Genomic DNA, 26,701 nt, shown 5'->3' on the forward strand with positions numbered 1-26,701 from the left:
CGTTTATTTTTAATTGAACGCAGGCCAAAAAGGCATGATCCGGCGCTGCATAGTCAACATATTAAGAATTTGATCTGATGTTATCGCGAAGAGAGCGAATCGACATAAAAAGGCCGCCAATCGACAAGATTAGCCCACTTATGGCATGATTCGAGGGCCCCCTTAAGACAGGATTTTTTGATGCCAGCTTATCGCTCAAGCTCGTTGTTTATTGCCCTAACGCTGCTGGTTACGGCTGCACAACCAGCAGCCGTCATAGCGGAGCCTCCTGAAGTGCCCACGAATACACCACTGACGAAGCCAGCAGAGACTCTGGTGCCGCTGAACCATCTGCCCGCTCTTCAGGGCGACTATTTTAAGCTGCACTCCGAAACCGTTGACCGTGCTTTTCATATTTATATCCGTTTGCCAGAAGGCTATGACAGCAACGCCGAGACCCAGTACCCGGTAGTCTACCTGCTGGATGGCGACTCCTTATTTCCAATTCTGGCGGCGAATCATTTATTTCTCACTTATGACGACCAGTTGCCGGAAGCCATCGTGGTTGGCATTGCCTATGGCGGTTTTTCACCGGAGATCAATAAAAGGCACCTGGACTTTACCCCTGGTGCAGCGGATGGGATCGCTGGGGATGGCGCTGCCGCCACTTTCTTGCAATTTTTAAAGCACGAATTGCTGCCCGAAGTAGAAAGCCGTTACCGAGCCGATGCCAGCAAACGCGTGTTATTTGGTCAAAGCCGGGGCGGCAGCATGGTGCTCTACTCAGCCTTTACCGAGCCGGATTTGTTCTGGGGCCGAATTGCTAGCAACCCGGCCTTTGCCCCTGGTCGTGAGCTATTTTTCTCAGCACCTGCTGTTGCCGGCCGTGACGATTTACGCCTCATGGTGACCAGTGGCTCAGCCGACAGGCCGGAGTTGCGGGCAGCAGCCAGCGAATGGTTTGCTTACTGGAGAGACCGTGACAATAAAGCTTGGCAGCTGGAGATGAGGGTTATTGAAGGTGGTACCCATGCTGCCGATAGCACGGCAAGCTACCGTAACGGCATGCGCTGGCTGTTTCAGTTGGCTGATGAGCAATAACCCCTCGGGGTCCCGAGGGGTTAAGAAAGCAGAGCGAATTAACTCCAGTTCAGAATGACCTTTCCCGACTGGCCGGAGCACATGATTTCAAAGCCTTCCTGATAGTTATCCACCGACATTTCGTGGGTGATCACCGGGCTTAAATCCAGGCCCGATTGAATGAGACTGGCCATTTTGTACCAGGTTTCAAACATCTCGCGGCCATAAATACCTTTGATAATCAGTCCTTTAAAAATCACCTGATTCCAATCCACCGCCATATCCGAGGGGGGAATACCCAGCATGGCAATTTTGCCACCGTGATTCATGGTGCTTAGCATGCTGTTAAACGCGGAAGGCACACCGGACATTTCTAAACCGACGTCAAAGCCTTCGGTCATGCCTAGCTCTTTCATCACATCGGTCAGTTTGTGTTTGCTGACATCCACCGCTTTGGTGGCGCCCATTTTCAACGCCAGCTCAAGCCGGTATGGATTCACATCAGTGATCACCACATGGCGGGCACCAACATGGCGTGCAACCGCAGCAGCCATAATTCCAATCGGGCCAGCACCTGTAATCAGTACATCTTCGCCGACCAGATCAAACGACAGCGCGGTATGCACTGCATTACCAAAGGGGTCGAAAATGGAGGCAATGTTATCCGGGATGTTGTCCGGAATTTTAAAGGCATTAAAGGCGGGGATCACCAGGTACTCAGCAAAAGCACCTGGGCGATTGACGCCGACGCCGGTGGTATTACGGCATAAATGCACCCGACCAGCGCGGCAGTTTCGGCAATGACCACAGGTAATATGGCCTTCGCCAGACACCCGATCACCAACCTGAAAACCGCGCACCTCGGAGCCCATACCTTCCACCACACCGACGTACTCATGGCCAACCACCATGCCATGTGGAATGGTGTTCTGCGCCCATTCATCCCATTTATAGATATGCACATCGGTGCCACAGATGGCGGTTTTATGAATGCGGATCAACACATCATTGGGGCCAACGTCCGGTTTGTCAGTCTCCGTCAGCCAAATACCCGGTTCAGCTTTCAGTTTAGCGAGGGCTTTCATGCAATCACTCCCATATCTTTACCAATGCGAATAAAGGCGGCAATCGCCTGATCCAGTTGCTCACGTGTATGGGCAGCAGAAATTTGCGTGCGAATACGCGCCTGCCCTTTCGGCACCACCGGGAAGGAGAAACCTACGACATAGATCCCTTCATCCAGCATGCGCTGCGCCATTTCAGCAGCCACTTTGGCATCGCCCAGCATCACAGGAATGATGGCGTGATCTTTACCCGCCAGCGTAAAGCCAGCCGCCTGCATTTGTTCACGGAAATAGGTTGCGTTCTGCCACAACTGCGCCCGTAACTGGTCGCCGCTTGCAAGCATTTCAAGCACTTTAATCGAGGCCGTGACAATGGAGGGTGCCAACGAGTTGGAGAACAAATAAGGCCGCGAGCGTTGGCGCAGCCACTCCACAATTTCCTTTTTCGCCGCAGTAAAGCCACCTGAGGCACCGCCTAAGGCTTTGCCCAGTGTGCCGGTGATAATATCCACTCGGTCCATCACATCACAGTACTCATGGGTGCCGCGGCCATGGGCACCAACAAAGCCAACGGCATGGCTATCGTCTACCATCACCATGGCATCGTATTTATCGGCTAAGTCGCAGATGGATTTTAAGTCGGCAATAACGCCATCCATCGAAAATACCCCGTCGGTGGCAATTAATTTAAAGCGCGCGCCATCAGCATTGGCTTGCTGCAATTGTTTTTCCAGCTCGGCCATATCGTTATTGGCATAACGATAGCGTTTGGCTTTGCACAAGCGCACGCCATCGATAATGGAGGCATGGTTCAGTGCATCGGAAATAATGGCATCGTCCGGGCCGAGCAAAGTTTCAAATAAGCCGGCATTGGCATCAAAGCAGGACGAATACAAGATGGTATCTTCCATGCCCAGAAAGGTACTGATTTTTTGTTCCAGCTGTTTATGAATATCCTGAGTACCACAGATAAAGCGCACTGAAGCGACACCAAAACCATGGCTATCAAGCCCTTGTTGGGCGGCTTTAATCAAATCGGGATGATTGGCCAAGCCTAAATAGTTGTTGGCACAGAAATTCAGCACATCGCGCTCACCGACTCGGATGGAAGCACTTTGCTGTGAGCGGATCAAGCGCTCGGCTTTGTATAAGCCCTCGCTTTTGACGTCATCAATTTGGTGCTGAAGATGCTGCAAGAATGCATTGGCTGGCATAGGGGTCTCCTGAAAAACTGCATGGTCATTCGCAAGTAGTGCATATTGTACTAACTCGGCGTTGAAACTGCAGTCTTTTTCACAGCAGACCTGTTGAACATCGCTGCGCTCGTAAAGATTGCTATACGAGCGCTGGAGTCGCCGTTTGCTCGGCCAGCTGTTGGTAGTGCTCTTGCAGTTGCTGAATACGTGGTTGCGCTAACTTACTGGCATAAGGCTTAAACAACAACAGTACTTTTAACACACCCTGATACACACTGGCCTGATCAATGCTTTTATCCGGTGCCTGCGTTTTTAAATAACTGATCCAGAAAGTCACCAGCAATTTAATGGTGTGGGCAAACTCAGCCAAATCGGCCTCCGGCAGTTCAAGCACTCCAGCCTGACGCAAAGCCTGCAAAATTTTCACCACCCGCTGCAGTACCTGCTCTTGCACTGCCTGATACTCTTTGTGGAGCGACAGGTCGCGCGCCAGAATATCCGGTAAATTGGCATAGAAAAAATGAAAACGCCACATTAATTCAAACACCACATCCAGATAATTAGCCAACGCATCCAAGGCTTCGCTGCGATCGCCTGGTGGCTGAATGCGGCTATCCAATAGCTTGCAGTACTCTTTAAAAATATGCCGCAGAATATCTTCTTTATTGCGAAAGTGGTAATACAGGTTACCAGGGCTGATGCCAAGGTGGGCCGCAATATGGTTGGTGGTGACCGCACGCTCGCCTTGAGCATTGAATAACTCGATGCTGGCCTGCACGATTTTATCTTTGGTGCGAAGTTTCTTTTCCATCGGTGCCTGTCTTTGTTGTTTTTCTTTGGGCGCTTTCTTTGTATAGTAACGCTAAACTGACTAAAAACTCTAGTCAGAGATTTTTCCCGACAGGATAACCACTCACTGATGAATATTATCGCCATTTACCCAGGCACCTTCGACCCCTTTACCAATGGCCACACCGACTTGGTACTCCGGGCTGCCCGCTTGTTTAGTACCGTACTGGTTGCCGTAGCCGCCAACCCAAGCAAAAAACCATTATTTACCTTAGGCGAACGGGTACAGCTGGCCAAGCAATTGTTTGAAGGGCATGACAATGTCAAAGTGATTGGTTTTTCAGGCTTACTGGCCGACTTAGCCAGAGAACAAAAGGCCCAGGTGCTGATCCGCGGTGTTCGCGCCGTAGCAGATTTTGAGTACGAGTTTCAGCTCGCCAGCATGAACCGTACACTCAACCCAGAGCTCGACAGCATCTTTATGACACCGTCGGAAAAAAACACCTTTATTTCTTCCACTCTGGTGAAAGAAGTCTGCCGCCACGGCGGCAATGTCAGCGGCTTTGTCTGCCCATCGGTGGAAGCGGCGTTGAAGGCTAAGTTTGGGCAATAGGGAAGCACTTAGAAAGCTGGTTGCCTAAGCACTTTTAGTCGTTCTTTGATCCGTTCAAGTATCACGTGCTTGAGCGCATCTGAGCCGGGGGATTTCAGGATAACATCCTCTGCCGCGCGCCCGACCTTCTCGCACAGCTGCGATATCAATTTGTCACCCAGCTTTTCTCCCAGGCCTATTTTTTTCGCCAGCTGTATAAAATCATGGCGGGTGTAATAGCCATAGTGTTCATAGGATGAGGTGAATTCGCTATCTGTAGCCTCTGCTTCCAGCAGGCATAAGCTGAGATATCCTGCCCTATCGTATAACCGATAAGGCGCTACCGAGAGCATATCGTACACTTTGGTAAAGCCGGTGGCAGTAAGGCTATCCATCGGGCGTAGTAACGCCAGGTTTTTCAGGTGCATGTCGTTGTTGCCGACGATATACGCCATCACCACCTGCCTGAATCCCATAATCAGTACCTGGGCATGGCCACCACATAGCTGATGAGCAGCTATTAAGGTTCGTTCATAAGACAAGCTATCATCGCTTTTATTGCCCGGCGCGACATCAAGTGCCGAGGCCATATCCTCGATAAACTCAGGACGCTTGCCTTTTCTTTCAAGATCAAACCTACCCGTCACATAGGCAAGCTCACCACAGCTAAATGGCACCAGGTGATGATCGGCCACATCAAAACCCACTCGCTTACATAGCCGCATGATCATGTATTCGTTTTCTGCAAGCTCAGGAAGGCCGGCAGGTGATGGCTTGACGATGTATGGGCCCATGCCCACTGCATTGGTCAAACTGAGCCCATGCTTTTTCGGCATTACCTTCAAAAACATCTTTGGCTGCACCCCGGAGATGGATGCTTTATCCAATGACTCAAAAGCCACATCATTAAATTCAGCGCGGGCAAAGTTGATACTGTAACCATCGAGCTTTCTGACCGGCGACGGCAGTGCCCGCCCTGGAGTGGTCAGTTCATTCCCTTGAAAGGCCGTGACAATGGACAGCGGGCCTATCAGCTCAGCACCATGGCCAAGCAGCAGGCCAAATTTATCGTCTTGATCCAACCTTGCGCGACGTGCCTGATGCCGTTTCACCCAGCCCTCACTCATCAGGTTGGCAAAAAATGGCGGCAGGCTGTTTCTGATGTAAGGCTCAGTGGTTAACGGCAAATGAAAGCCAATCGGCGCAAGCCCTTTAGCCAGATAGGAGGCCGCATAAGAAAAGTGGTATTCGCTTCCCTTTGGTGTATTGACCTCAGCCAGCTCGCCAACAAAGTGCTGATGGCTGTAGATGTAACCAACCCGACCTTTAGTCATCCCTATCACTCACGACAGGCGCGTTTATTTTCTTGCCAATAAACAGATCAAGCCCTACTGCATTTAGTAATCGCTGTATCGAGCCGACTTTGACGGTATCAAGTTTGGATAAGGCATTGTAGTAGGTTGCCGGGGCCAGTTCGGAGACCATGCAAAGCTCTGCAACCTTCAGGCTCCCGATATTTTGTTCCATCATTTGCTTGATAGATGTTTGCGACAGTGGCTGATAGCTGTTGTTCGCGCCTTTGGTTAACTGCTCGGTGATCTGCTCATCAATCTGCCTTAGCTGCGCCATCATCTGATCTCGTTGCATCAGCATAAGCCGCACACTGTCGGCAGCAGGTGCTACACCGGGCATGTTCGAGCCTGCTGACGCGTCTTTGGCCAGGGATTTTTCTTCTGCGATTATTGTCTTGTTGCTCATCACCACGTCCTGCGTTTCAGTTAAAAAGCACAGATTAATTCTGCTTTAGCATACTAATCAGCCATATTATTCAATTTATTGTGTAATAGTAGATGATTTGGCATGAAACATCCACCAAAATAGATAAATCGATATATTAAGATAATTTATTTCGCTATAGCAGATATAAATAATGAATTTTATTGGTAGTAATGAATGGTGGCAATGACGATAGTTAAGCGCGCAACGGTACTACGCGCTTTAATCTGATTACAACATATTGTTAAGCGTCGTCAGCCATGTCACCCGGCCGCAACTGACGCTGTAGGCCCATTAAGAAATTCCGCAGTACCTGGTTTTGGCACTCGCGGTAATTCTTGTGATCTGGCTTGCGGAAAAAAGCGCTCAATTCATGCTTGCTTAAGTTAAAATCAACCCGCTGCATGATGGCCAGAATATCTTCCGCCTGAAGATTTAGAGCAATGCGAAGCTTTTGGAACACCATGTTATTGGTCAGTTTTGCTTCAGGCTTCGGCTGCTCGCCATCACGCTTACCGCGCTTGAGCGCAATAAACCCATTTAAAAAAGCAGCTAACTCAGGGTCAGTCATGCTGATAAAGGCTTCGTCTTCTTCTTTTTTCTGCCAAGCGATCACTTGCTCTCTGGTCACACTCACATCGGCCAAAGCGAACACATCTTTGATGTCGCTATCTTTTAAATCAAACACATAGCGTATACGGCGCAAAATATCATTGGTAGTCAAAATAAATCCTAGTCTTAGGTCAAACCAGTACCATCACCACGATGGCAGGGTTATATAGATTCTACCAGAATCAGAAGAGTAAAGGAGATTCTGTGCCTATACTTTTCAACATACATAAAAAAACAAATTATTAATTTAAATTTAACGCGAAAGTTAGACTAACTGTATTAATACAGTTATAGATACAGTTATAGATAATGAAGATACTGGCACCGCTCAGAAGCTTAAGCCAGTATCAACTACATCACATCACCCGCTCAAAGGCGGGTAAATTCAAAAACGCATGCACCCGCACAATTTCATTGCCTTCAAAGATCATAACCCATACATACCTGTTGCTGTAATACTCCCCGGAATGCAAGGTTGCTTCTGCAGAAAACAATGCAATCACCGTCTTCCCATCCTGATAAAACTCAGCCTCTGTCGGAACAAGTGGCTGGGCTAATTTGCTATTAAACGGCAGCACCAACTCTTGCAAAAAAGTATCTTTGTTATAGACACCTGCCAGAGGCCCTTCCCCTTCAACCTGCCATAGCATTGAATCAGCCAGTAATTCAAAAGGTGAACCAGAACCCTGTTGCCAGGCTGAAAACTTGTCGGCAACCATAGCTTTCAGCTGTTCCGCCTGAGCAGGAGCGAATGCCCCCAAAAGCAACACAGTGAGTACCGTACGCACTATGTTACTCATGGGCGGTCGATACCGAAGTATCACTCCATTTTTCAAGTTCATCCAACCGAGCAGCCAGTAAACTCCGGCTCATTTCCAGTGCATCTGAGCCAGCAACCAGCCTTAATGGCGGCGCATCCTCTTTAGATAGCCTAACCATGACTTCTGCCAACTTGCGTGGATCACCGGGCTGAGCATGGCTATAGCTATCAAACTCTGCCCGTTGCTGCCTAATACCCTCAGCATAATCCTCAATGGTTTGATCACCATATTTCACGGAGGAAATATCCAGAAAGTCGGTGCGAAAGAACCCTGGCTCAACGATAGTTACCTTAATACCAAAAGGAGCCAACTCAAGTGCCAGACTTTCCGATACCCCCTCTACCGCAAACTTGGTAGCGCAATAAATAGCAGCACCGTTGAATCCTAATGTGCCGCCAATAGAGGACAAGTTGAACAGATGACCTGAACGCTGCGCACGCATCACCGGGAGAACCGCACGCGTCACATGCATTAAGCCAAACACATTGGTTGAGAACTGCTGAGCTACTGCTTCATCAGACACCGTCTCGAAATGTCCTAACTGTCCATAACCAGCATTGTTTACCAATACATCTATCCGTTTAAACTTTTGCAGCGCAACATCGACTGCACCTTGCGCCTGCGTTGGGAACTGTACATCAAGTTGGGCAAAAGCTAACTGCGCCGAAGGCTTGCCTAAAGCAGCTTCCAGTTTTGCTAAGCTTCGGCCTGTCGCCACCACATTGTCACCATTAGCTAACACAGATTGCGCAATTTCCAATCCAATGCCTCGGTTTGCACCGGTTATCAGCCATGTTTTACTCATTTGAAACCTCTTTGTGTTGTAACAAGAGCAGGTACTTTACCGGGGGTCAGGCGAATATCGATATCATTCAACTCTCTATTTCTTGTACAATTGTCCAAATCAGCGATTTCATCTGGTTTGATATCACAAGGCCATAGCTATGCGTAACTTAGAGTATGCAGTGCAAAAAACGCTATCCTTCACTCGCAAGGAAGGCTTGCACACAACCGCCCTCCCCTGGCTCAGCATTGTTCGCTCTAACAAGCCCACCACCTTTGAAATGGTGCTGTATGAGCCCTCCGTCTGCATCGTTTTGCAAGGCAAGAAAGAGACCCGGCTGGAACAGGTTACTTATCAGACCGATACTGCAAACTATGTAGTAGGTGCTCTGAGCTTACCGGTATTGGGGGCGGTAATGGAGGCCTCTGATACCAGCCCCTACCTTTGTTTGCGCATCGATATCGACTCAAAGGTGATTGCGGAATTGGTCGATAGCCAAGCCTTGGCACAGCAGCCCTGCCAGCCTGTCTCCGGCATGGCAGTTGCCAAAATGGATGAATACATGATGGATACGGTAGGCCGACTGTTGGATTCCTTGCATTCGCCAGCCACATCTCAGGCATTGGCTCCCCTCATTCAAAAAGAAATCTACTGGCGTCTGTTACAGCAGGTGCCACTCGAGACACTGCTGCTACAGCTGGTAAAAGACAGCAAACAGTATGCCTTGTATAAAACCATCAAGTGGCTTGAAGAGAACTTCGCGCAGTCGGATAACGTGGAGCACTTAGCGCAGCTGGCGGGTATGAGCTTGTCCAGCTTCTACACGCACTTCAAAGCTGTAACCGGAATTTCCCCATTACAATACCGCAACCGCCTGCGTTTAGTGAAAGCCAGAAAGCTCATGATTGCCAAAGGGTACCATGCCGCACAAGCTGGATTTGAAGTAGGCTATCAAGAACCCGCTCAATTTAGCAGAGAATACTCCCGCTTGTTCGGCATGCCTCCCAAGAAAGATATAGCTCGAATTAAAGCCTCCGCATTGGGCGATTTTGTGTAGCCCTAAGCATTGCAAACCGCACGCTTAGCCGCTTTCATGCATTTATTTTTGTTGCCGCGAACCAAACCGTCTTGTGCCTCGTCTTTTAACCAGACTACAGGAGAAACCATGAATGCATGATGCAGAGATAGAGCTGCTGGTACTGGCGGTTCAAGACGGAGAGCGCAAAGCGTTTACGCTGTTGTACCGCTACTTTTACCCCGGCATGCGTCGTTTTGCGGCGGGTCGCTTAGCAGATAGCTCGGTGGCGGACGATCTGGTGCAAAATGTCTGGTTAAAAGTGAATCAGCGCATTCGTAGTCTGGACGACCCGCGGGTCTTTCGCAGCTGGCTGTATCGTGCCTTGCGCTGGGAGTTAATGGACTTTCACAAAGCACGTGGCAATCAACCGCATGATGCCATCACCGAAGCGCATGCCGTGAGCGATGAGCCGGATGAGACGCCCTCACTGTTACCACTGTTGCAGCAATTGCCTGCCAACGAGCGGGATGTGGTGGAGCTGTATTATTTACACGATTTATCCGTGCATGAAACGGCGCTGGCGTTGCAACTGCCGGAAGGCACTGTGAAATCTCGCCTGCATCGGGCCAGGCAGCAGTTACAGCAGCTATACGGCGAAGCTAATTAATACCTACAGAGGAAAATACCATGACTATCGACGATAAAATCAAACAAGATCTGGCCGAACAAGCCGCTGAACTGGATCGGATGATGCAGCAACAAGAGGGCCTGGCAGGCTACCTGAAAACTGGTTTCGTCTCTGGCATTAGCTGGGTGATGAAACTGAGTTATGTGATGGCCGTCGTGCTGACGGCCGTTATTTTCTGGTGTGGTTACCAGTTTGTGGTCGCTAGCCCTGAGCAACAGTTATTCTGGGGTGTCTGGCTGATACTGGCCTTTCAGGCCCAGGTAGCCATTAAGCTGTGGATTTTTATGGAAACCAACCGCAACCATACCGCCCGTGAAATTCGACGGCTGGAATTGCGATTGCGGCAACAGGAAACGGTTTAGAGCTTTATAAAAATCCGCCGCTGATACAGCACGTACGACAGCAGCCAGAACAGCAACACATGCAGCAAGGCAAACAGCAGCGATGCCAGTTTGGCGGGTAGCAACACATGTAGACTGTCAAAGCCAAATTGGTACAGGCTGATGTGTTGCCCATCATGCGTAAAGTGGATCAGCTGACTGGCGGCCGATGCCCAGAGCCAGGACAGCATGTAAATAAACAGCGGATTGCTGCCATAGATCACCAGCGGCTGCAGCCAGTTTTTTTGCCGAATATCCATCAGCCAAACCATAGCCGCCAACAACAACAAAATCAGACCACTGGAAAACGCCACATAGCTGCCGCTCCAGAGCGGCTTATTGATGGGCCAAAGCAGATGCCAAAGCAATCCAACCACAGCAAGCGCCAGGCCCCACAAGGTCAGCAAGTAGACACTGTTGTCTTTGTGAGTGCGCCTTAACTCAACAGCGACCAGATAACCAATAAAAACCGAGCTAATCGCTGGCAGGGTACTGAGTAACCCTTCCGGATCAAAGGCCGCGCCAAACCCCTGGTACAGGTGCGCAGGGCCAAGCAACCAGAGATCAAAGCGCTGCACCGCATTGCCGGTGAGCTCGTAGGGGTGCTGCAACGAAAATTGCCAGAGCAGCCCCCAGTACAATAAAGGCAGCAGCAGGGCTAACAGCAACAAGCCTCTGGGCTTGAAATACAATACCAGTACTGCCGCAATGCCATAGCAAAGCGCGATGCGTTGCAGTACACCAGGGATACGCAGTTCAACCAAACTGCTGGTAAAGGGAAACCAGTGCAGGAATACACCACAACCAAACAGCAGTAGAGTGCGTTTGCTGATTTTCAGCAAGGTCGCCGCCGATGGCTGCGCTTTTGCCATGGAAAAAGCCATGGCGGCCCCGACGGCAAACAAAAACATCGGAAAAACGATATCGGCGAATGTAAAGCCGTGCCACTCGGCGTGGAGCAGCGGTGAATACACATGACTCCAGGAGCCGGGTGTATTCACCAGAATCATCAACGCAATGGCAAGCCCGCGCAGGGCATCCAGCGCGACAAAACGCTGGACTGCTGGTTGATTCATGATTATTTCCAGCTTTTTATCTTATGTCCTTTGAGCGCATAAAACAGAATAAAGGCGTAGCAAGGCAACATCACAATATAAGCCCCCTGCTGTCCAAGACCTGTTCCACTGAAGATGCCCCAGAATAAGGGACCAAAAGCACCACCGGCAATGCCCATAATCAATAACGCCGAACCAATGCTGGTCAGATGCCCAAGGCCAGATAGTGCCAGCGGCCAAACCGCAGGCCACACAATGGCATTGGCAAGACCTAGCAAAGCAATAAACATCAGAGTATCGGGTAAGGCTACACCACCAAAGGGAACCAACACTGCATTGGCGATGGCATAGGATTCATTGTTGCCAAACACCACCGACAGCGTGAGCACCACGCCCAATACAGCCGAAATAGATAGCGCGGTTTGCTGCGACAATACCCGGGGGATCAAGGCAATCCCAAGGCAATAGCCCACCACCATGCATACCATGGTGTAGGAGGTCATCACACTGTAGCGTTCGACTCCTAGCGATAAGGCGTACATACCAATGGTATCACCGGCAATTACTTCTACGGCGACGTAGACAAATAACGCGACCACACCAAATACCAGCGATGGAATTGCCAGCGCGGCTTTTAATGGGCTTTTCCCTTCATTAACAGCATCTTGTGCTAATTCTTCGCTGATCAGTTCTGGCAATGGCGAATAACGCACAGCTACTGCCAATAACCCCAGAAAGATAGCCAGCCCGAGATAGGGAAGCACCATCCGGTCGGCCATAGTATCAATCTGTGGCTGAGTAAGTTCGGCACCAGCCGGAGCGGTGAAACTACCAAGCACCAGAGCGGTAAAGACCAAAGGAGCAATGACGCCTGCGCCTTTGTTTAAAATACCCATAATACTGACTCGAACTGCAGCGGTTTCTTCAGGCCCAAGCCGAACTACATAGGGATTCACCGCAGTTTGCAGTAGCGTTTGGCCTGTACCAATCACCAACTGAGCCAGTAAAAACACGGCGAATATCTGTGTTTTCGCGGCCGGAATATACAGTAAACCAGCCAACATCATGATACCAATACCAAGCGCCATGCCATTCTTATAACCAACCTTGCGGATCACCCAAGCCGATGGCAAGGCAGTGAAGGTAACCGCAATATAAAATGAAAATAAAATGAGAGATGCCTGCAACGGTGTCAATGACAACATCTGCGTTAAGTACGGCATTAAAGAGCCATTCAGCCAGGTGGCAAAGCCCAGCACAAAAAACAAGATGGCAACGATCACCATCGGCATCACATTACTGCGTGGCTTAGCCTGAGTTGCAGCAGTTTCCATCGATTATCCCCTTGTTGACGATTTGCCGCTATCCACGGCAGTTATTGTTATTCTATGCTTTCAAAGCAGCTGTGGGCTTTCCGTGTAACCAGCTCTTCTGGCAATACAGTGCATCATCCAACAGCACCATATCCGCTTTAAATCCTGGTAATAGTCTTCCTCGCTCGGCATCACAGCCAATGGCTTGCGCCGGGTACAGAGATGCCATACGCACCGCTTCACCCAGCTCAATATCAAGTGTGTTCACGGCGTAGCGCACCGCTGCGGCCATATCCAACACCGAGCCGGCAAGTGAGCCAGCGTCATTGGTAAGCTTGCTGCCATCACGGTGCACCTTGCCACTGAAAAAATCGAATTCGGTATCATCGGTACCCACTGGTGACATCGCATCGGTCACCAACACTAGCTTTCCTCTCGGTTTAGCGGCAAGAGCCAGCTTGGCGGCCACTGGATGCACATGATGACCATCCAAGATAATGCCACACCAACTGTGTGGATCGGCCAGTGCCACTCCGACCATCCCCGGCTCACGCGACGTTAAAGGTGACATGGCATTGTAGAGATGAGTAAAGCCTGTCGCCCCTACTGCTAATGCAGCTTGCACCGTTGCAGCATCGGCATTGGAATGGCCAAGAAAGACGATCACACCCAGCTCCACCAACTGACGGATGTGTTCAGGGGCTATGTTTTCTGGGGCAACTGTCAGCAGTTTAATGCCCAAATCATTCCGTTGATAAATCGCCAGCTCATCAGCGCTCAATGACCGAATGTGCTCAGTTGGATGCACACCTCGTTTCGGTACCGATAAATGCGGCCCCTCAAAGTGCACTCCTAAAATACCCGGTTGCTGTTCCCGAATGGCCATGGCGATTACATCTGCGGCTTGTTGCATGGTGCTGATCGAGTCAGTGATCACCGTGGGTAACATGGCGGTACTACCAAAGCGAGCATGAGCCTGCATCATGGTGGCTAGCGTTTGTTGGCTGGTCGCTGTATTGAACAAAGCACCACCACCACCATTGACTTGCAGATCAATAAAGCCCGGTACCAAGGTTCCGGCCGAGACTTCACTGGCATCGCATGGCAACAGTTCTATGATCTGACCGTCCTGCCAGCGGATTGCAACATTGTGTTGCCATTGCTCCCCATCAAATAAACGAGCAACTTTTAGCTCAGAGTGCATCATAAATGTGTGTATCCTGCTGTTCATGAAGTTGCTGAGCATACCATACCGCGCCCCATTCGGGAGTGGCCTTGGGCTTCATCAGTAACGCTTGAATATCCGTATCTAAATGCGGCTTCACTTTGTAAGCCAAGCCACCTATTAAGGCAATGCTGGCTGGTTTCACATCCAGTAATCTTCGGGCAATGCCATTAATATGGCCAGCACCTTTACGAATAATGGCTTGAGCGGTAGCATCCCCCTGCTCCGCGGCATCGAACACCAATGGTGCATAACGTGCGTAAACGGTAGGAGAGCTATGCATAAAGTGTTGAATGAGATCGAGTTGGTTACGGCAATGACTGGCTTTAAACAATGCATTGGCGAGCAGTGTTGGTTCAGCCAAGCCATCCAGGCTCAGTAACACATGGTGCACCAATTGCAAGCCATACCAAGCACCACTGCCGCTATCGCCGAAAGGGAAGCCATGACCGCCAACTTCAACCACCTCATCATGCACCTGAGCCAAGCCACAGGAACCCGTGCCAATAATGATCACGCCACCATCTTGTCCCTGATGGGCGCCTAAGCAAGCAATGTGCAAATCACTGGTCAAATGAAACGAGGAAAATGGATGCTGCCACTCACGAAATAGCGCATAGTATTGAGGCACATTAACGCCAGCCAGACCGGCACCCACAGTTAATTGAGCCATGCTCTTTTCAGGCAGCCCGGCACAAAGTAGTGCTTGCTTGGTGGCATCTATAATAGATGCGGTAGCGATATCCATACCACGTACAGGATTACCCGGCCCGGCAATGCCTTCACCTAGCACTTGCATATCATCGGAGACCAACAGAGCCCGGCATTTGCTGCCTCCGCCATCAATTCCCAAGTAATAGTGCTGCGCTCCTGCTGTACTCATCCGCTTACCTCGATGCAACCCGTTTGATAGTCGCTGTACTATTTTTGAACTTTAATTCAATTGACAGCGTTGTCATTTCTAATAAACAGCATATAATAAATCTGACAAATGACAATACCCTTGATGAATATTTGAGCTTATTTTTTTCAGCAGTATGGTTTAAGCTTATGAAAATTAGGAGATAACTCGATGATAAAAAAGCTATTACCCTTCTGGCTATGCTGCATTGCTTTATGTATGGGCTGGTACAGCCATGCCTCTTCCTTGCCCTCAGAGCAACAACTCGCCGATTTCACCAACCAGACGCAGTGGTATTTTGCTGTTGAATCCAACTTATTACCCGAAGCAGGCCGTTTTCGGGGTCGTATCGAACTGGAAAATCATTCATCCTACGACTTACCTGCCGGAGCCGCCGATTGGGCCTGGTATTTTCACTCGGTGCGTAAAATAGTTAGCGTAGAGCAACATGGTTTGCAACTTGATCATATTCAAGGCGATTTGCATCGCATCCAACCCACCGCAGACTTTGCCGGTCTGCCTGGCGGGGAACAGCTGCAACTAACTTTTGTTTCTGCGCCATGGATCATCAGCTATTCGGACTGGATGCCCAGAGCTTTTATGGTCGCTGGTGAATTAACGCCAGCAGTGTTTGCCAACACCGACACGGAAGATTTCAGCCGCTTTGTCCGGCCAATGACTGAACCCGAGCAGCGACTACGCAATATCGGTGATGGCGATGGTTTTGCCACCATGACCAATGAACAACGGTACCTAAACCATCAGCAACCAGCTCGCCTAATGAGCGAAGAGGATTTGCAACAACGGATTATTCCCCAACCGGTACAAATTCAACATCGCCGCGGCTACAGCGAACTAAGCGCACAGTGGCAACTGCAGTTCAGTGGAGCCCTTAGTGCGGAGGGCAGTTATCTTGCTGCACAGTTGGCAGATTACTTTGGCCAGCCTCTCACTACTATCAATGCCAGCAACAACCAGCAGCCTATCATCCATCTGCAACTGGAGCCAAAGCACCCTAAACTTCAAGCAGAAGGTTATGAGCTGCAAGTGCAACGCAATCGTATAGATATCACCGGCTTTGATGAAGCCGGTGTGTTTTATGGCATTCAAAGTTTATTGGCATTACTGCCCGCTCAATCGACTGACCAGGCCCCTCAAGTAAGGGTACCGCAGCTGACCATTGTCGATTATCCGCGCTATGCATGGCGTGGTATGCATTACGATATGGCGCGTAACTTTCATGGCTTTGATGTCACTATGCGGCTGATTGAACAAATGGGCCGTTATAAGCTGAATAAATTGCACCTGCACCTGACTGAAGATGAAGGCTGGCGGTTGGAAATCCCGGGGTTGCCAGAACTCACCGCCATTGGCGCCAACCGTTGCTTCGACTTAACCGAGCAACGATGCCTGCTCACCCAACTCGGCACCGGGCCTCATACCGACGGCAGTGGCAATGGCTACTTTAGCCGCCAGCAGTTTATTCAACTGCTGCAACATGCCAAGGCGCATCATATTGAAGTGATCCCGGAAATTGATATGCCAGGTCATGCCCGTGCAGCCATTAAGGCCATGGAGGCGCGCTATCAGCGACTAAAAACTGACAACAAGCCTGAGCAAGCCAAGCAGTATCTGTTGTCTGAAACCGATGACCGTTCTGAGTACTTAACCGTACAAAACTACAACGACAACTCGATCAATGTCTGTCTGGATTCTACCTATGCCTTTATCGACAAAGTCATGTATGAATTGCAGCAAATGTATCGTGATGCCGGTTTGCAACTGCAAGTATTTCATATGGGCGGAGATGAAGTGGGAACCGGCTCTTGGGAAAAGGCGCCTGCCTGCCAGCAGCTGTTTGCCGATCCACTCAATGGTGTGACTGGCGTCGCAGACTTAAAGCCTCACTTTATTAATCGAGTAGCTCAGCTTAGTAATCAACGCGGGCTTGCAATGGCGGCCTGGGAAGACGGCCTGATGGCTGACCCGGTCAACCCATTCCAACGTGAGCAGTTTGAAAACAAAACCGTGATCGTAAACGCCTGGGATAATATTTGGGAATGGGGTTATGGCGATAGAGCCTATCGCTTTGCTAATGCGGGATATCAGGTAGTGCAATCAGCCGGTACTAACTTGTATTTTGACCATCCACAAGAAGCCCACCCGGAAGAACGTGGTTATTATTGGGCCGCCCGTTACACCGATACTGAAAAAGTATTTCATTATCGCCCCGACCATCTGTACAGCAATGCAGAGTTTACGCGTGATGGTACCCCAATCACCGATCTTGAAGCGCTGCTCGGGCGTCCACTCCCTCAATTAGAAAAGCCAGAAAATATGCTCGGTATTCAAGGTCAGGTCTGGAGCGAAACCATCCGCACTGCTGAGCAACTGGAAACCATGGTGTACCCCCGGTTACTGGCACTGGCTGAACGGGCCTGGCATAAAGCAGACTGGGAGCCCAACAAAAGCTCAGCAGCAGCGCAACAGGCATGGCAGCACTTTGCCCAACGACTGACTCAGATCGAGTTCACTCGCTTACAGCAATCAGGTAGCCTGCACTATGTTCCAGTACCGGGAGCGGTTCGTGAGGGGCAGAGTATCAAAGCAAGCACCGCTTGGCCTGGCTTGCCTCTTGAATACAGTTTGGATCAAGGCCAGAGCTGGCAGCGCTATCAAGAGCCACTGCAGCATGAAGCTGAAGTCTGGTTTCGCGCCACAACCTATGCGGGTATTCACAGCCGCACCATTAAGCTTTAATCGTCTGACTCAGTCAGCCCTGCTTGATAGCAGGGCTTTTTTTCGCGCAAAAAAAAGCCAGCAAAGCATGCTTTGCTGGCAAAAGTACCCTTGGATAAAGGATTGGCAAATAAACTCAACATCCTTGTTTGCCGTTAGTAATTAGCACCAACTACCAATACTAATTACCGGGATGGCTGGTTTGATCCGGCACCATCAAACCTCCCAGGGAGCGGATGCGGTGAGACATCCCAACATTGCTACTGCATCGCAATGACAACGCTGTCATATCAATATATGACGTTTTTTTATCCAGTTCAAGTAGTAATTATGCTTTTCATAAAAAAAGGGCTCATCAGAGCCCTTTGGTCAAGACAGTAAAAGCGCTTAGGCCGTTGCTGGCTTCGCTGTTTCTAACTCACTTTGCCAGCGAGTTAAACGCTGCACCTGTTGCACCGAGATCATCTGGGCATAAATCGGCGCTAAGTACCCTTTCTTGCGTAAATCGAGAAACTGCTCATCGGTGAGCTCATTCAGCTTTTTCTCGTCAATCAGATACAAACCATTGATTTCACGCTTCTGATCATTCACTTGCACGGTTAATGTCTTCGCTTCCAGCAGCCCTAAGTCAACTACATGCTTAATAAACTCGCGAGTGACCCGGCTGGTGTCAAAAAAGTCAGCTAACTGATTCTTCACTTTTTGCAGAAACTCCGTTTCTTCACCTTGTTCAGTGTACAGTGCTTCACCTTCTTTCTTTGAAACACGAGCGCTATTTTCGTCGATCCCAACGGTCAGTTGAGTCTCATTGGTTGGATCTGGTGTCAAAAAGAATGGGTAGTTACGAGCGGCCATCGGCAGGTAGGTCGCTTGCATGGTGTCGCCTTGCAAAAATAAGTTTTTACCCTGCTCTAAGCCAAGTAAAGCAACCGACTGAAAGTTACCATTTTCATTGTTTTTTACAAAGACGATAGGGAAAACAGCAGAGGCTGGACCAAACTCATGCACCACAACAGGTAATAAATGCTCAGACGCAATATGAGCAAAGGGTTGCTTTGCATTAACACGCAGCGCTTGATGCTGCTCTTTCGATAACGGAACAATATTTACTGACATAAAAAATCCTGAGAGTTATTTGGAAAAAATCCCATGCTACCTTACTGCAGTTTGTGGCTTGGGACCAGAGGCAGCGAAAAGAAATCTTCAATAGATTGCAGCTTATGTTTGCTTTGGATAATGCTACTCATCTTGCCTTCGATACTTACACTTTTTGTAAACCATACTGCTTAATTTTTGCCAGCAACTCCTGATGTGGAATAAGCTCTGAACCAAGAACCTGAGCCTGCTGCTGCACCTGCTTTGCAGCAAGCTCTGCCTGTGCCTGGTAGTCTGGTGTGAGCAGCGGCTTTTTAGTTGGGTACTTCATACCGTACAGTACATACAGATAATTCTCTAAATCGAACACTTCAAACTTACTGAAAAAGTCCTCCCTGGTGGGTACATGGTTCCGCCAGAGTGCTAACTTCTGTTGCAGTGATTCTGGTATAGAAGCGGGCTCCCTATTATCGTGCCAGAAATCAGAATCGGTGCGATCAGAGATGCAATAATGCAGCTTGATAAAGTCCAGCACCCGATCCCAGGCATGCACCATACGCTGATTAAACCGTTCGGCGACTAAATCCATTTCACTTCGCTCAGCCGGGAAACACTGACTTAGCAAATCGGCAGAAAAGTCAGCAAGTAAAATGGCCGTGGCTTCAAGCGGCTCGACAAAGCCCTGAGACAAACCAATTGCGACACAGTTTTTATGCCAAAACTTGGCTCTACGCCCTACCTGCATTGGAATTTTTCGCACCGAAAGTGTCGCAAGCTCTGACTTGCCAACATAGCGTTCCAACTTCTGATACGCTTTATCTTCTGTCATATGAGCTGATGAGTAGACAAAACCAACGCCCCGCCGGCTAGTCAATCCGATATCCCAAACCCAGCCAGCCTGATGAGCTGAAGCAAGTGTGTACGGAGGTAGCTTCGGCTCCTGGTTATAGGGCACCTGTACCGCTAAGGCAGTATCGGTAAATAATTGGTCGGCGCAACTTTGAAATGGGATCTTCAGTTTCTCTCCAAGCAATGCCGCCTGAAAACCAGTACAGTCAATCACAAAGTCAAAGGCTAATTCTCCTTGCTGTGCGGTGACAAGATGTGTAATAAAGCCAGCTTCATCAATGCGAATATCGGTCACATCCGCCTGCACATACTGAACCCGAAACGATTCGGTCGCATTTGCATGCAACAAGCCCGCAAATTTGCGGGCATCGAAATGATAAGCATAGGGCACTGTACACTGAAACTCTGCTGCCGTAATCGACTTTGGCGCCAAGCTAGCTGCAACAACAGCGGCTTGTGGTGACACAAAACTGGCATAATCCCCCACCTGATGTAGCCACAAACTGGTCAAATCCAACCCATGGACCAACGGGTTGCTAAACAAGTGATGATAGGCATTTTCACCGTGCTTACTCTTATCGAGCCAGTTGATAAACTTGATCGAATGCTTGAATGTAGCATCACATTGGGTCAATAGATCGGTCTCTGATACTCCAAATTTTTTCAATGAATAACGAATGGCCGGCACCGTTCCCTCGCCAACACCAATGGTCGCAATGGTCGGTGATTCAATCAGTGTGATGGTGATTCCAGGTTGATGCCGGAATTGTTGCCCTAAATGATTCGCAACCAGCCAGCCAGCGGTTCCACCTCCAACGATAGCAATTTTTTTTATCAAGACGCCTCCCAAGATAGGCTTCATAAAATAAAAAACCCGGCCAGCCTGAGCTACCGGGTTTTCTCTATTGGCTAATACATACCAGTTAGAAGCGGTAACTTAGACCAAACTTAACACGTCGCTCGCCTTCGAAAAACCAAGCAGGGTAACCGTTTTTAAATTCATCAATTACCTCAGCTTCAGCTGGCGCGACACCAAGTTGAACACTGTCTTCTTCCAGTAAGTTCACAACCTCAAAGGTCAGGTTTAGGTTTTCACTGATTTGATAGCCAGCACTTAAATCAAGGCTACCGTAACTTTGATGCTCACGGTTACCATAGAAGCCAGGTAGTTCACGCATCATGTAAGCAGACCGCCAGTTGTATGCCACCCGAACCGTGTAATCATCTGCCTCATAGTAACCAACCAGGTTGAGTGAATGACGCGACGAGTCCGAAAACCTGCCGATTTCATCTGGGTAATTACCGGATGGAGAGCTGGCATCAACAAAAGTATAGTTCGCTACATAACCAAAACCATTATCAAAAGCGTTTTGAGTTTGCAGCTCAACACCATAAATATCACCACCTTTACCATTCAGGATAGTGGCGACTGTCCAGTTATCCTCGCCTGAATCCGGATCGACCACTCCGATTTGCTGGTTCAGCAACTGGCCGGAAGTTACAAAGGTATCGACATTCTTAAAGAAGAAGGTCGCACTACTCATTCCTCGGCTACTGAAGTAGTACTCAATCCCCAAGTCGCCTTGCGTTGCTTTGAACGGTGCAAGGCCAACATTACCTTTTGTAACCACCTCATTACCTGGCGTTCCATCCGCATAACCGGAGAAAGATGATCGTGAAAACATATCGTAGTAATTCGGCCGCGCAATGACTTGTGCCAGAGAACCACGCAGAATCACATCATCAGTCACATTGTAAGCGATGTTGAAGCTTGGTAGCACTTCAGTGTAGCTCGCTTTATCGGTGGAAAGTACATCATCGTACACACCGCCAGTGAAGTTGAAAAAGTCTGATTCCGCATTGGTGCGGACGTAACGCAGACCAAAGTTACCGCGTACGGTATCGGTGAAGTAATCTGCCATCAGATACAGAGCAACATTGCGTTCTTTAATAGTGCCGTAACCCGAGCGATAATCAATGGAAGTATCCACAAAGTTGGCAATGGCAGCATTAGCATCTGCAATCATATTGCCTAGATGGGCTCTTGGTAACGTAAAGCCTGCAGCAGAGGATACCGTGCCGGAGTAATAACGACTGGCCGGATTATTTGGAACTGTACTGGCCATATCTACGGTGAATGTTTCTGTTTTTACTTCATGGTTAGACCAGCTGGCCCCTGTGTGTATTTCCGAAATAACACCCAGCGTTACCGGGATGGATAAATCAAGCCGGGCATAGGTTTCTTCGTCACTGTTTGGCTGTTTCTTTAATGACCAACCTTCTGGCCCAAGATTCGCCTGAAAATCATCGGCAGTGAAATGCTTATTAGCAATGTTGATATCAATGACTTTTCCAGTCGCATCGTAGGTACCCGCATAGTCAGCTGGCTGACCCAACCAGAAACCATAGTTTGCCGTTAAATCAGTACCTCCATCAGCTTTAGTATGGCCAGCACGGCCTTTTAAGGTGTAGCTGTCTGCTTCATAAGTAAAGTTTAAATCAACCGTATCCGAGCTCATACTGGCAATACGGGCCCAGGTTTGCCCCCAACCAGGGTTCTCGTCATCAGCGCCACGACGATAGAAAGTACAGGTACCCGATGCGTTCCGAGCCTCACAGGCTGCATCTTTATCATCCGGGAACATCACAAATAATGAGGTATTGGCATTATTAGCTTTCATATCCAGACTCAGCAGGTTCAAACCAATGTCTAAATTCTGGCTTGGCCGATACTGGAAAGTGGCATTAAGTGCTGTGCGCTCACGCTCTTGTTCAAAAGTCGTAGGAACGATATCCCCCCAGCCAAGTAAGGACTCAATGCCATTGCGCTGATAGCTGGTTTCGGCATAAGCGGCGGCAAACAAAAAGCCAAAAGTTTCATCGTCGTTTTTCCAGCTGTACAAACCTGAAAGCTCAGGGTCTGTCTTCTTAGAGATGCTGCCATAATCCCCTTTCACGCTGAAAAAAGCTGTATTGGCATCCAAACTCATTGGTTTGCGGGTATTCACAATCACAGTACCACCAACCCCACCTTCAGGCAGATTAGCTTGCGAAGACTTGTACACCTCCACCTCGCCTACCAGCTCTGGCGGCAATAACGAGTAATTGAAACTGCGATCAATGGACTGCTGATCATACCAACCGGTGGAGGCAATCGCATGCCCATTCAACAAGGTAGATGTTAACTGACTGGATGCACCTCGAATAGAAACCTGTTGCCCCTGTCCAAACTGTCGACTAACCGCAACGCCGGAGATACGGCCTAAAGTTTCACCAACGTCACTATCGGGGAACTTGCCAATATTCTCTGCCGTAACAACATCCACCGTTGCATCACTAAACCGCTTAGCATTCAGGTTGGCCTCTTGCGAGGCTCGAATACCACGTACCTCAATGACTTCGACATCATCGGCTGCTGCATCATTCGCCATAACTGGCATGGTGAGGCCAAAAGCCCCGACCATTAGCCCTAGTTTTACCGCTAAGGCACACTTGTTTATTTTATTGTTAGACATAAGCTTCTCCCGTTCCTCTTATGATCTTGCGCTATTATTTTTATCTATCCCGCAATGACAACGCTGTCATTGCAATTTAACTTACACAAAAAAAATCAGCAATGCAAATCAAAACTGATGATTTTTTCAACTATTTTTGTTCGTTCTGCCTACGTAGATGCGACAGAGTGCACACTACAGGCTTTGAAAAGCAGATAAACAAAGGTGCGCTGGTCATTTATTCAGCGTTGCAAATCGTTTATAATTAAGCTTTCGGTGATATCCGACCATTGGATAACTTGCGATTTGGTCAAAAAAAGCGTATCACTATCACACGAATGCTCTAAATTTGACCAGCGCTGTCATCTTGGCTTGATAACCATAATAACCCCGAGCCTGCTCGTCCAGTTTAAAGTATAAATAATTGTATTTATTTGCAGGGCAAATCGATGAAAGCCACCATCAATGATGTTGCAAAACATGCTGGAGTCTCCATTAAAACGGTCTCCAGGGTGATGAATAATGAACCCTCCGTTCGACAAGATACGCATGAAAAAGTCATGGCTGCCATTAACGAGTTGCAGTATCAGCCTAACTCAGCAGCGCGCAACCTAGCGAGTACCCGCTCGTACAGCATTGGTTATATCTATGATAACCCTAATGCGTATTACATCATTGATATGCAAAAAGGCTTATTGGATAGTTGTAAGAAGCACGGCTATGAATTGCTGATCCACCCGACCAATGCGAAATCTCCTGGTATCGTTGATGAAGTAAAGGAGTTGGTGAATAAATCCCGCTTAGCCGGGTTAATTCTGACACCACCTTTTTCTGAAATGCCCCATATCGCAGCCGCACTGGAAGAAATGAAAGTGGATTTTGTGCGCATAATTTCTGGCTCAACACCATCGCCAACAGTAAACAACTGCGTTTTGATTGATGACTTTACCGCTGCCTTCAAAATCACCAACCATTTGCTAGAGTTGGGCCATACCGATATCGCTTTTTTGTGCGGTGATGAAGAGCACAGCTCAAGTGGCGAGCGCCTGGCTGGCTTTAAAGCGGCCATTACCAAGCGCGGCCTACATACCAACCCTAAGTATATTGTACCGGGGCATTACTCGTTTGAGTCGGGAGTAGAGGGGGCAAAAAAACTGATGGCACTGCCTCAACGCCCAACCGCTATTTTTGCCTGTAACGATGAAATTGCCGCCGGTGCCTTATTTCATGCGCGCTTGATGAATATTCAAATTCCAGAACAGTTATCCATTGCTGGTTTTGAAAATAGTCCTTTCTCGCGTCAAACCTGGCCACCGCTGACAACCGCGCATCAGCCTAACAGCACCATCGCCGCTCAGGCTGCCGAGTTGTTGTTTAAGCACACCCGTCCTAACGCCAATAAAGCGCAAATTCACGCCCAGCCAGTGTTTATTCCTGAATTAGTGGTGCGGGAGTCTACCAGCGCGCAGGCCTGTCAGAAAAAGTGACGTCACACTGCATAAAGTGATAAACAGCAACGAAAAAGTTTCGATGGACATAAAAAAGTGCAGCCCTCAAGCTGCACTTTTTGTCTTTGCTGAAAACAAAGCTCACTCACTTTATAACCATGCGGCCTTACGCCTAATCAAAGCTGTAGTAGGTTTCTGTGCCAGGGCCAACCGGCAAGCCCAGTACAAAGACATAGACAATAAATAGCGTGGTCCAGCCGATAAAGAAGATCATCGAGTACGGCAGCATGGTGGCAATGAGTGTGCCAATCCCCAGGTCTTTCTTATAACGTGCGGCGACTGCCAGGATCAGGCCAAAATAACTCATCATAGGCGTGATTAGATTAGTAACGGAATCTCCTATCCGATAGGCCGCCTGAATAACTTCAGGCGAATAGCCAATAATCATCAGCATTGGAACGAAGATCGGCGCTGTAATGGCCCACTGCGCCGATGCCGAGCCCAGCATTAAATTGACAAAGCCACACATGGCGATAAAGAAAAAGAACAGCACTGGCCCGGTTAATCCGATTTCTTGCAGGAAGGTCGCCCCCTTGACCGCAAAGATTGTCCCCAGATTACTCCAGCCGAAAAAGGCAACAAACTGGGCGGCAAAAAATACCAGTACAATGTATAACCCCATCGAGCCGATGCTCTTCGACATGGCATTAATGACATCTTTATCATTTTTCATGGTGCCGGCTATTTTGCCGTAGACAAAGCCCGGTATGGCAAAGGTAATAAAGATAAACACCACGATGCCGCGTAAGAACGGTGAACCCTGCACCTCACCCGTATCCGGATGACGCAATACCCCGGATTCTGGAATGATACTCCAGGCCAGCAAAGCCGCCAGGATCAGAAACGCAATACCTGCACCTTTTAAGGCCCGCTTTTCTTCGGGTTGTAATGGCTCCAGCTTTTGTGCCCCTAAATCGATCGAGGCTTCCGAAACGTCGTACTTACCCAGCTTGGGTTCGACAATTTTTTCCGTGACAATGGCCCCAAGTGCCGCAATAAAGAAGGTACTGACAATCATAAAGAACCAGTTAGCTTCTGGCCCGACAGTATAGGTCGGGTCAATCAGATGGGCAGCCGCTTCAGTAAAGCCAGCCAGCAACGGATCGACGGTACCGATAAATAAATTAGCGCTGTAGCCACCCGACACACCGGCAAAGGCAGCCGCTAAGCCCGCCAGCGGATGCCGCCCCAATGAATGGAAAATCACCGCAGCCATTGGGATCAACACCACGTAGCCAAGCTCTGAAGCGGTATTAGACACAATGCCGGCAAATACGATGGTGACAGTGACCATACGCGGCGAGGCATTCATCACCAGGCCACGCATCGCGGCGGAGATTAAACCCGAGTGCTCTGCAACACTAACGCCCAGCAGTGCGACCAGCACCACGCCAAGCGGCGGGAAGCCGGTAAAGTTAGTGACCAGGTTGGATACAATACGCTGCAGGCCATCAACACTGACCAAATTAACCACCTGAATCACGCCATCCTCAGCACGGCCAGCCGCACCTTCTGGCCGGGGATCTAAAGCACTGACATCAAAGAAGGACGCAATGCCGCTGCCAAAAATAACCGCTAGTGCGAACAAGGCAAATAAAGTAACCGGATGAGGCAGGAGATTTCCTAACCATTCAACGGTATCAAGAAAACTGGTAAACCAACCCCGTTTCTCTGATGAGGGGTACTGCTGCTGTGGACCAGCTGACATGCGAAGCGCCTCTTAATGATAGGTTGATAATACAC

General features: G+C 49.0%; 23 protein-coding genes. 7 read left to right on the forward strand and 16 right to left on the reverse strand.

Annotated elements, in window-relative coordinates:
• Positions 1-180: 180 nt before the first annotated feature.
• On the forward strand, positions 181-1,080 hold the full coding sequence (locus tag Q3O60_RS02870) for an alpha/beta hydrolase (protein WP_305892397.1): 900 nt from the start codon (positions 181-183) through the stop codon (positions 1,078-1,080).
• A 38-nt stretch (positions 1,081-1,118) separates the two neighbouring features.
• Here Q3O60_RS02870 and tdh read toward each other — a convergent pair whose 3' ends face one another.
• The 3 genes from tdh to Q3O60_RS02885 form a co-directional block, all read right to left on the reverse strand.
• The gene (tdh, locus tag Q3O60_RS02875) at positions 1,119-2,144 is read right to left on the reverse strand and encodes an L-threonine 3-dehydrogenase (protein WP_305892398.1); all 1,026 of its coding nucleotides are present in this window, start codon (positions 2,142-2,144) and stop codon (positions 1,119-1,121) included.
• A complete protein-coding gene (locus tag Q3O60_RS02880) occupies positions 2,141-3,337 on the reverse strand; it encodes a glycine C-acetyltransferase (RefSeq protein WP_305892399.1) in 1,197 nt (398 codons plus the stop codon). The genes tdh and Q3O60_RS02880 overlap by 4 nt, the downstream gene beginning before the upstream one ends.
• A 121-nt stretch (positions 3,338-3,458) precedes the next feature.
• Positions 3,459-4,130: a TetR/AcrR family transcriptional regulator gene (locus tag Q3O60_RS02885; protein WP_305892400.1), complete on the reverse strand. Its 672-nt coding sequence runs from the start codon at positions 4,128-4,130 to the stop codon at positions 3,459-3,461.
• A gap of 108 nt (positions 4,131-4,238) precedes the next feature.
• Between Q3O60_RS02885 and coaD the strand changes: the two genes are divergently transcribed.
• Complete coding sequence (gene coaD / locus Q3O60_RS02890; RefSeq protein ID WP_305892401.1) at positions 4,239-4,721, forward strand: pantetheine-phosphate adenylyltransferase; 483 nt, start codon at positions 4,239-4,241, stop codon at positions 4,719-4,721.
• Positions 4,722-4,729: 8 nt separating this feature from the next.
• On the opposite strand, the gene Q3O60_RS02895 is transcribed toward coaD, so the two are convergent.
• The 5 genes from Q3O60_RS02895 to Q3O60_RS02915 all read right to left on the reverse strand — a co-directional run bounded on the left by Q3O60_RS02895 (position 4,730) and on the right by Q3O60_RS02915 (position 8,714).
• Entirely contained in the window at positions 4,730-6,034 is a 1,305-nt protein-coding gene (locus tag Q3O60_RS02895) for a type II toxin-antitoxin system HipA family toxin (protein ID WP_305892402.1), read from the reverse strand.
• Positions 6,027-6,458, reverse strand: coding sequence for a hypothetical protein (locus Q3O60_RS02900; protein WP_305892403.1), 432 nt, complete (start codon positions 6,456-6,458; stop codon positions 6,027-6,029). Before Q3O60_RS02900 ends, Q3O60_RS02895 begins: the two co-directional genes overlap by 8 nt.
• Positions 6,459-6,720: 262 nt before the next feature.
• Entirely contained in the window at positions 6,721-7,200 is a 480-nt protein-coding gene (locus tag Q3O60_RS02905; protein WP_305892404.1) for a YehS family protein, read from the reverse strand.
• A gap of 244 nt (positions 7,201-7,444) precedes the next feature.
• Positions 7,445-7,888, reverse strand: a complete 444-nt coding sequence (locus Q3O60_RS02910) for a nuclear transport factor 2 family protein (protein ID WP_305892405.1) — start codon at positions 7,886-7,888, stop codon at positions 7,445-7,447.
• A complete protein-coding gene (locus Q3O60_RS02915; protein ID WP_305892406.1) occupies positions 7,881-8,714 on the reverse strand; it encodes an SDR family NAD(P)-dependent oxidoreductase in 834 nt (277 codons plus the stop codon). The genes Q3O60_RS02910 and Q3O60_RS02915 overlap by 8 nt, the downstream gene beginning before the upstream one ends.
• Before the next feature lie 139 nt (positions 8,715-8,853).
• Here Q3O60_RS02915 and Q3O60_RS02920 point away from each other — a divergent pair, with 139 nt between their 5' ends.
• From Q3O60_RS02920 to Q3O60_RS02930, 3 genes are all read left to right on the forward strand, one after another.
• Positions 8,854-9,750, forward strand: a complete 897-nt coding sequence (locus Q3O60_RS02920) for an AraC family transcriptional regulator (RefSeq protein WP_305892407.1) — start codon at positions 8,854-8,856, stop codon at positions 9,748-9,750.
• A gap of 112 nt (positions 9,751-9,862) precedes the next feature.
• On the forward strand, positions 9,863-10,378 hold the full coding sequence (locus Q3O60_RS02925; RefSeq protein WP_305892408.1) for an RNA polymerase sigma factor: 516 nt from the start codon (positions 9,863-9,865) through the stop codon (positions 10,376-10,378).
• Between the two features lie 20 nt (positions 10,379-10,398).
• Positions 10,399-10,761 carry a DUF6768 family protein gene (locus tag Q3O60_RS02930; RefSeq protein ID WP_305892409.1) on the forward strand — a complete coding sequence of 121 codons (363 nt, stop codon included), beginning with the start codon at positions 10,399-10,401 and terminating at the stop codon, positions 10,759-10,761.
• Here Q3O60_RS02930 and Q3O60_RS02935 read toward each other — a convergent pair.
• Genes Q3O60_RS02935 through nagK form a run of 4 tightly spaced genes read right to left on the reverse strand, consistent with a single transcriptional unit; the run spans position 10,758 to position 15,255 of the window.
• Complete coding sequence (locus Q3O60_RS02935) at positions 10,758-11,855, reverse strand: acyltransferase family protein (protein WP_305892410.1); 1,098 nt, start codon at positions 11,853-11,855, stop codon at positions 10,758-10,760. The two genes, Q3O60_RS02930 and Q3O60_RS02935, sit on opposite strands and share 4 nt — an antisense overlap.
• 2 nt (positions 11,856-11,857) lie before the next feature.
• On the reverse strand, positions 11,858-13,168 hold the full coding sequence (gene nagP, locus Q3O60_RS02940) for an N-acetylglucosamine MFS transporter NagP (RefSeq protein WP_305892411.1): 1,311 nt from the start codon (positions 13,166-13,168) through the stop codon (positions 11,858-11,860).
• A gap of 52 nt (positions 13,169-13,220) precedes the next feature.
• Positions 13,221-14,351, reverse strand: coding sequence for an N-acetylglucosamine-6-phosphate deacetylase (gene nagA / locus Q3O60_RS02945; RefSeq protein WP_305892499.1), 1,131 nt, complete (start codon positions 14,349-14,351; stop codon positions 13,221-13,223).
• On the reverse strand, positions 14,341-15,255 hold the full coding sequence (nagK, locus tag Q3O60_RS02950) for an N-acetylglucosamine kinase (protein ID WP_305892412.1): 915 nt from the start codon (positions 15,253-15,255) through the stop codon (positions 14,341-14,343). The genes nagA and nagK overlap by 11 nt, the downstream gene beginning before the upstream one ends.
• Positions 15,256-15,444: 189 nt before the next feature.
• Here nagK and Q3O60_RS02955 point away from each other — a divergent pair, with 189 nt between their 5' ends.
• A complete protein-coding gene (locus tag Q3O60_RS02955) occupies positions 15,445-18,033 on the forward strand; it encodes a family 20 glycosylhydrolase (RefSeq protein ID WP_305892413.1) in 2,589 nt (862 codons plus the stop codon).
• Between the two features lie 366 nt (positions 18,034-18,399).
• On the opposite strand, the gene Q3O60_RS02960 is transcribed toward Q3O60_RS02955, so the two are convergent.
• From Q3O60_RS02960 to Q3O60_RS02970, 3 genes are all read right to left on the reverse strand, one after another.
• Complete coding sequence (locus Q3O60_RS02960) at positions 18,400-19,128, reverse strand: SapC family protein (protein ID WP_305892414.1); 729 nt, start codon at positions 19,126-19,128, stop codon at positions 18,400-18,402.
• 145 nt (positions 19,129-19,273) lie between these two features.
• The gene (locus tag Q3O60_RS02965; RefSeq protein ID WP_305892415.1) at positions 19,274-20,818 is read right to left on the reverse strand and encodes a tryptophan halogenase family protein; all 1,545 of its coding nucleotides are present in this window, start codon (positions 20,816-20,818) and stop codon (positions 19,274-19,276) included.
• Between the two features lie 61 nt (positions 20,819-20,879).
• A complete protein-coding gene (locus tag Q3O60_RS02970) occupies positions 20,880-23,471 on the reverse strand; it encodes a TonB-dependent receptor (protein WP_369812618.1) in 2,592 nt (863 codons plus the stop codon).
• 428 nt (positions 23,472-23,899) lie between these two features.
• On the opposite strand from Q3O60_RS02970, the gene Q3O60_RS02975 reads away from it, so the two are divergent.
• A complete protein-coding gene (locus tag Q3O60_RS02975; protein WP_305892416.1) occupies positions 23,900-24,937 on the forward strand; it encodes a LacI family DNA-binding transcriptional regulator in 1,038 nt (345 codons plus the stop codon).
• Positions 24,938-25,070: 133 nt separating this feature from the next.
• On the opposite strand, the gene Q3O60_RS02980 is transcribed toward Q3O60_RS02975, so the two are convergent.
• Positions 25,071-26,666 (reverse strand): AbgT family transporter, encoded by a 1,596-nt coding sequence (locus tag Q3O60_RS02980; RefSeq protein ID WP_305892417.1) that lies wholly within the window; start codon positions 26,664-26,666, stop codon positions 25,071-25,073.
• Between the last annotated feature and the right edge of the window lie 35 nt (positions 26,667-26,701).

Source organism: Alkalimonas collagenimarina, assembly GCF_030717845.1.
GTDB lineage: Bacteria > Pseudomonadota > Gammaproteobacteria > Enterobacterales > Alteromonadaceae > Alkalimonas > Alkalimonas collagenimarina.

Coding starts and splice junctions, on each gene's coding strand:
- Q3O60_RS02935 (WP_305892410.1), bottom strand. CDS start 11,855: ATGAATCAACCAGCAGTCCAGCGTTTTGTCGCGCTGGATGCCCTGCGC.
- Q3O60_RS02920 (WP_305892407.1), top strand. CDS start 8,854: ATGCGTAACTTAGAGTATGCAGTGCAAAAAACGCTATCCTTCACTCGC.
- Q3O60_RS02970 (WP_369812618.1), bottom strand. CDS start 23,471: ATGTCTAACAATAAAATAAACAAGTGTGCCTTAGCGGTAAAACTAGGG.
- Q3O60_RS02980 (WP_305892417.1), bottom strand. CDS start 26,666: ATGTCAGCTGGTCCACAGCAGCAGTACCCCTCATCAGAGAAACGGGGT.
- Q3O60_RS02900 (WP_305892403.1), bottom strand. CDS start 6,458: ATGAGCAACAAGACAATAATCGCAGAAGAAAAATCCCTGGCCAAAGAC.
- Q3O60_RS02960 (WP_305892414.1), bottom strand. CDS start 19,128: ATGTCAGTAAATATTGTTCCGTTATCGAAAGAGCAGCATCAAGCGCTG.
- Q3O60_RS02975 (WP_305892416.1), top strand. CDS start 23,900: ATGAAAGCCACCATCAATGATGTTGCAAAACATGCTGGAGTCTCCATT.
- Q3O60_RS02910 (WP_305892405.1), bottom strand. CDS start 7,888: ATGAGTAACATAGTGCGTACGGTACTCACTGTGTTGCTTTTGGGGGCA.
- Q3O60_RS02895 (WP_305892402.1), bottom strand. CDS start 6,034: ATGACTAAAGGTCGGGTTGGTTACATCTACAGCCATCAGCACTTTGTT.
- coaD (WP_305892401.1), top strand. CDS start 4,239: ATGAATATTATCGCCATTTACCCAGGCACCTTCGACCCCTTTACCAAT.
- Q3O60_RS02915 (WP_305892406.1), bottom strand. CDS start 8,714: ATGAGTAAAACATGGCTGATAACCGGTGCAAACCGAGGCATTGGATTG.
- Q3O60_RS02880 (WP_305892399.1), bottom strand. CDS start 3,337: ATGCCAGCCAATGCATTCTTGCAGCATCTTCAGCACCAAATTGATGAC.
- tdh (WP_305892398.1), bottom strand. CDS start 2,144: ATGAAAGCCCTCGCTAAACTGAAAGCTGAACCGGGTATTTGGCTGACG.
- nagK (WP_305892412.1), bottom strand. CDS start 15,255: ATGAGTACAGCAGGAGCGCAGCACTATTACTTGGGAATTGATGGCGGA.
- Q3O60_RS02965 (WP_305892415.1), bottom strand. CDS start 20,818: ATGAAGCCTATCTTGGGAGGCGTCTTGATAAAAAAAATTGCTATCGTT.
- Q3O60_RS02930 (WP_305892409.1), top strand. CDS start 10,399: ATGACTATCGACGATAAAATCAAACAAGATCTGGCCGAACAAGCCGCT.
- nagP (WP_305892411.1), bottom strand. CDS start 13,168: ATGGAAACTGCTGCAACTCAGGCTAAGCCACGCAGTAATGTGATGCCG.
- Q3O60_RS02955 (WP_305892413.1), top strand. CDS start 15,445: ATGATAAAAAAGCTATTACCCTTCTGGCTATGCTGCATTGCTTTATGT.
- nagA (WP_305892499.1), bottom strand. CDS start 14,351: ATGCACTCTGAGCTAAAAGTTGCTCGTTTATTTGATGGGGAGCAATGG.
- Q3O60_RS02870 (WP_305892397.1), top strand. CDS start 181: ATGCCAGCTTATCGCTCAAGCTCGTTGTTTATTGCCCTAACGCTGCTG.
- Q3O60_RS02885 (WP_305892400.1), bottom strand. CDS start 4,130: ATGGAAAAGAAACTTCGCACCAAAGATAAAATCGTGCAGGCCAGCATC.
- Q3O60_RS02925 (WP_305892408.1), top strand. CDS start 9,863: ATGCATGATGCAGAGATAGAGCTGCTGGTACTGGCGGTTCAAGACGGA.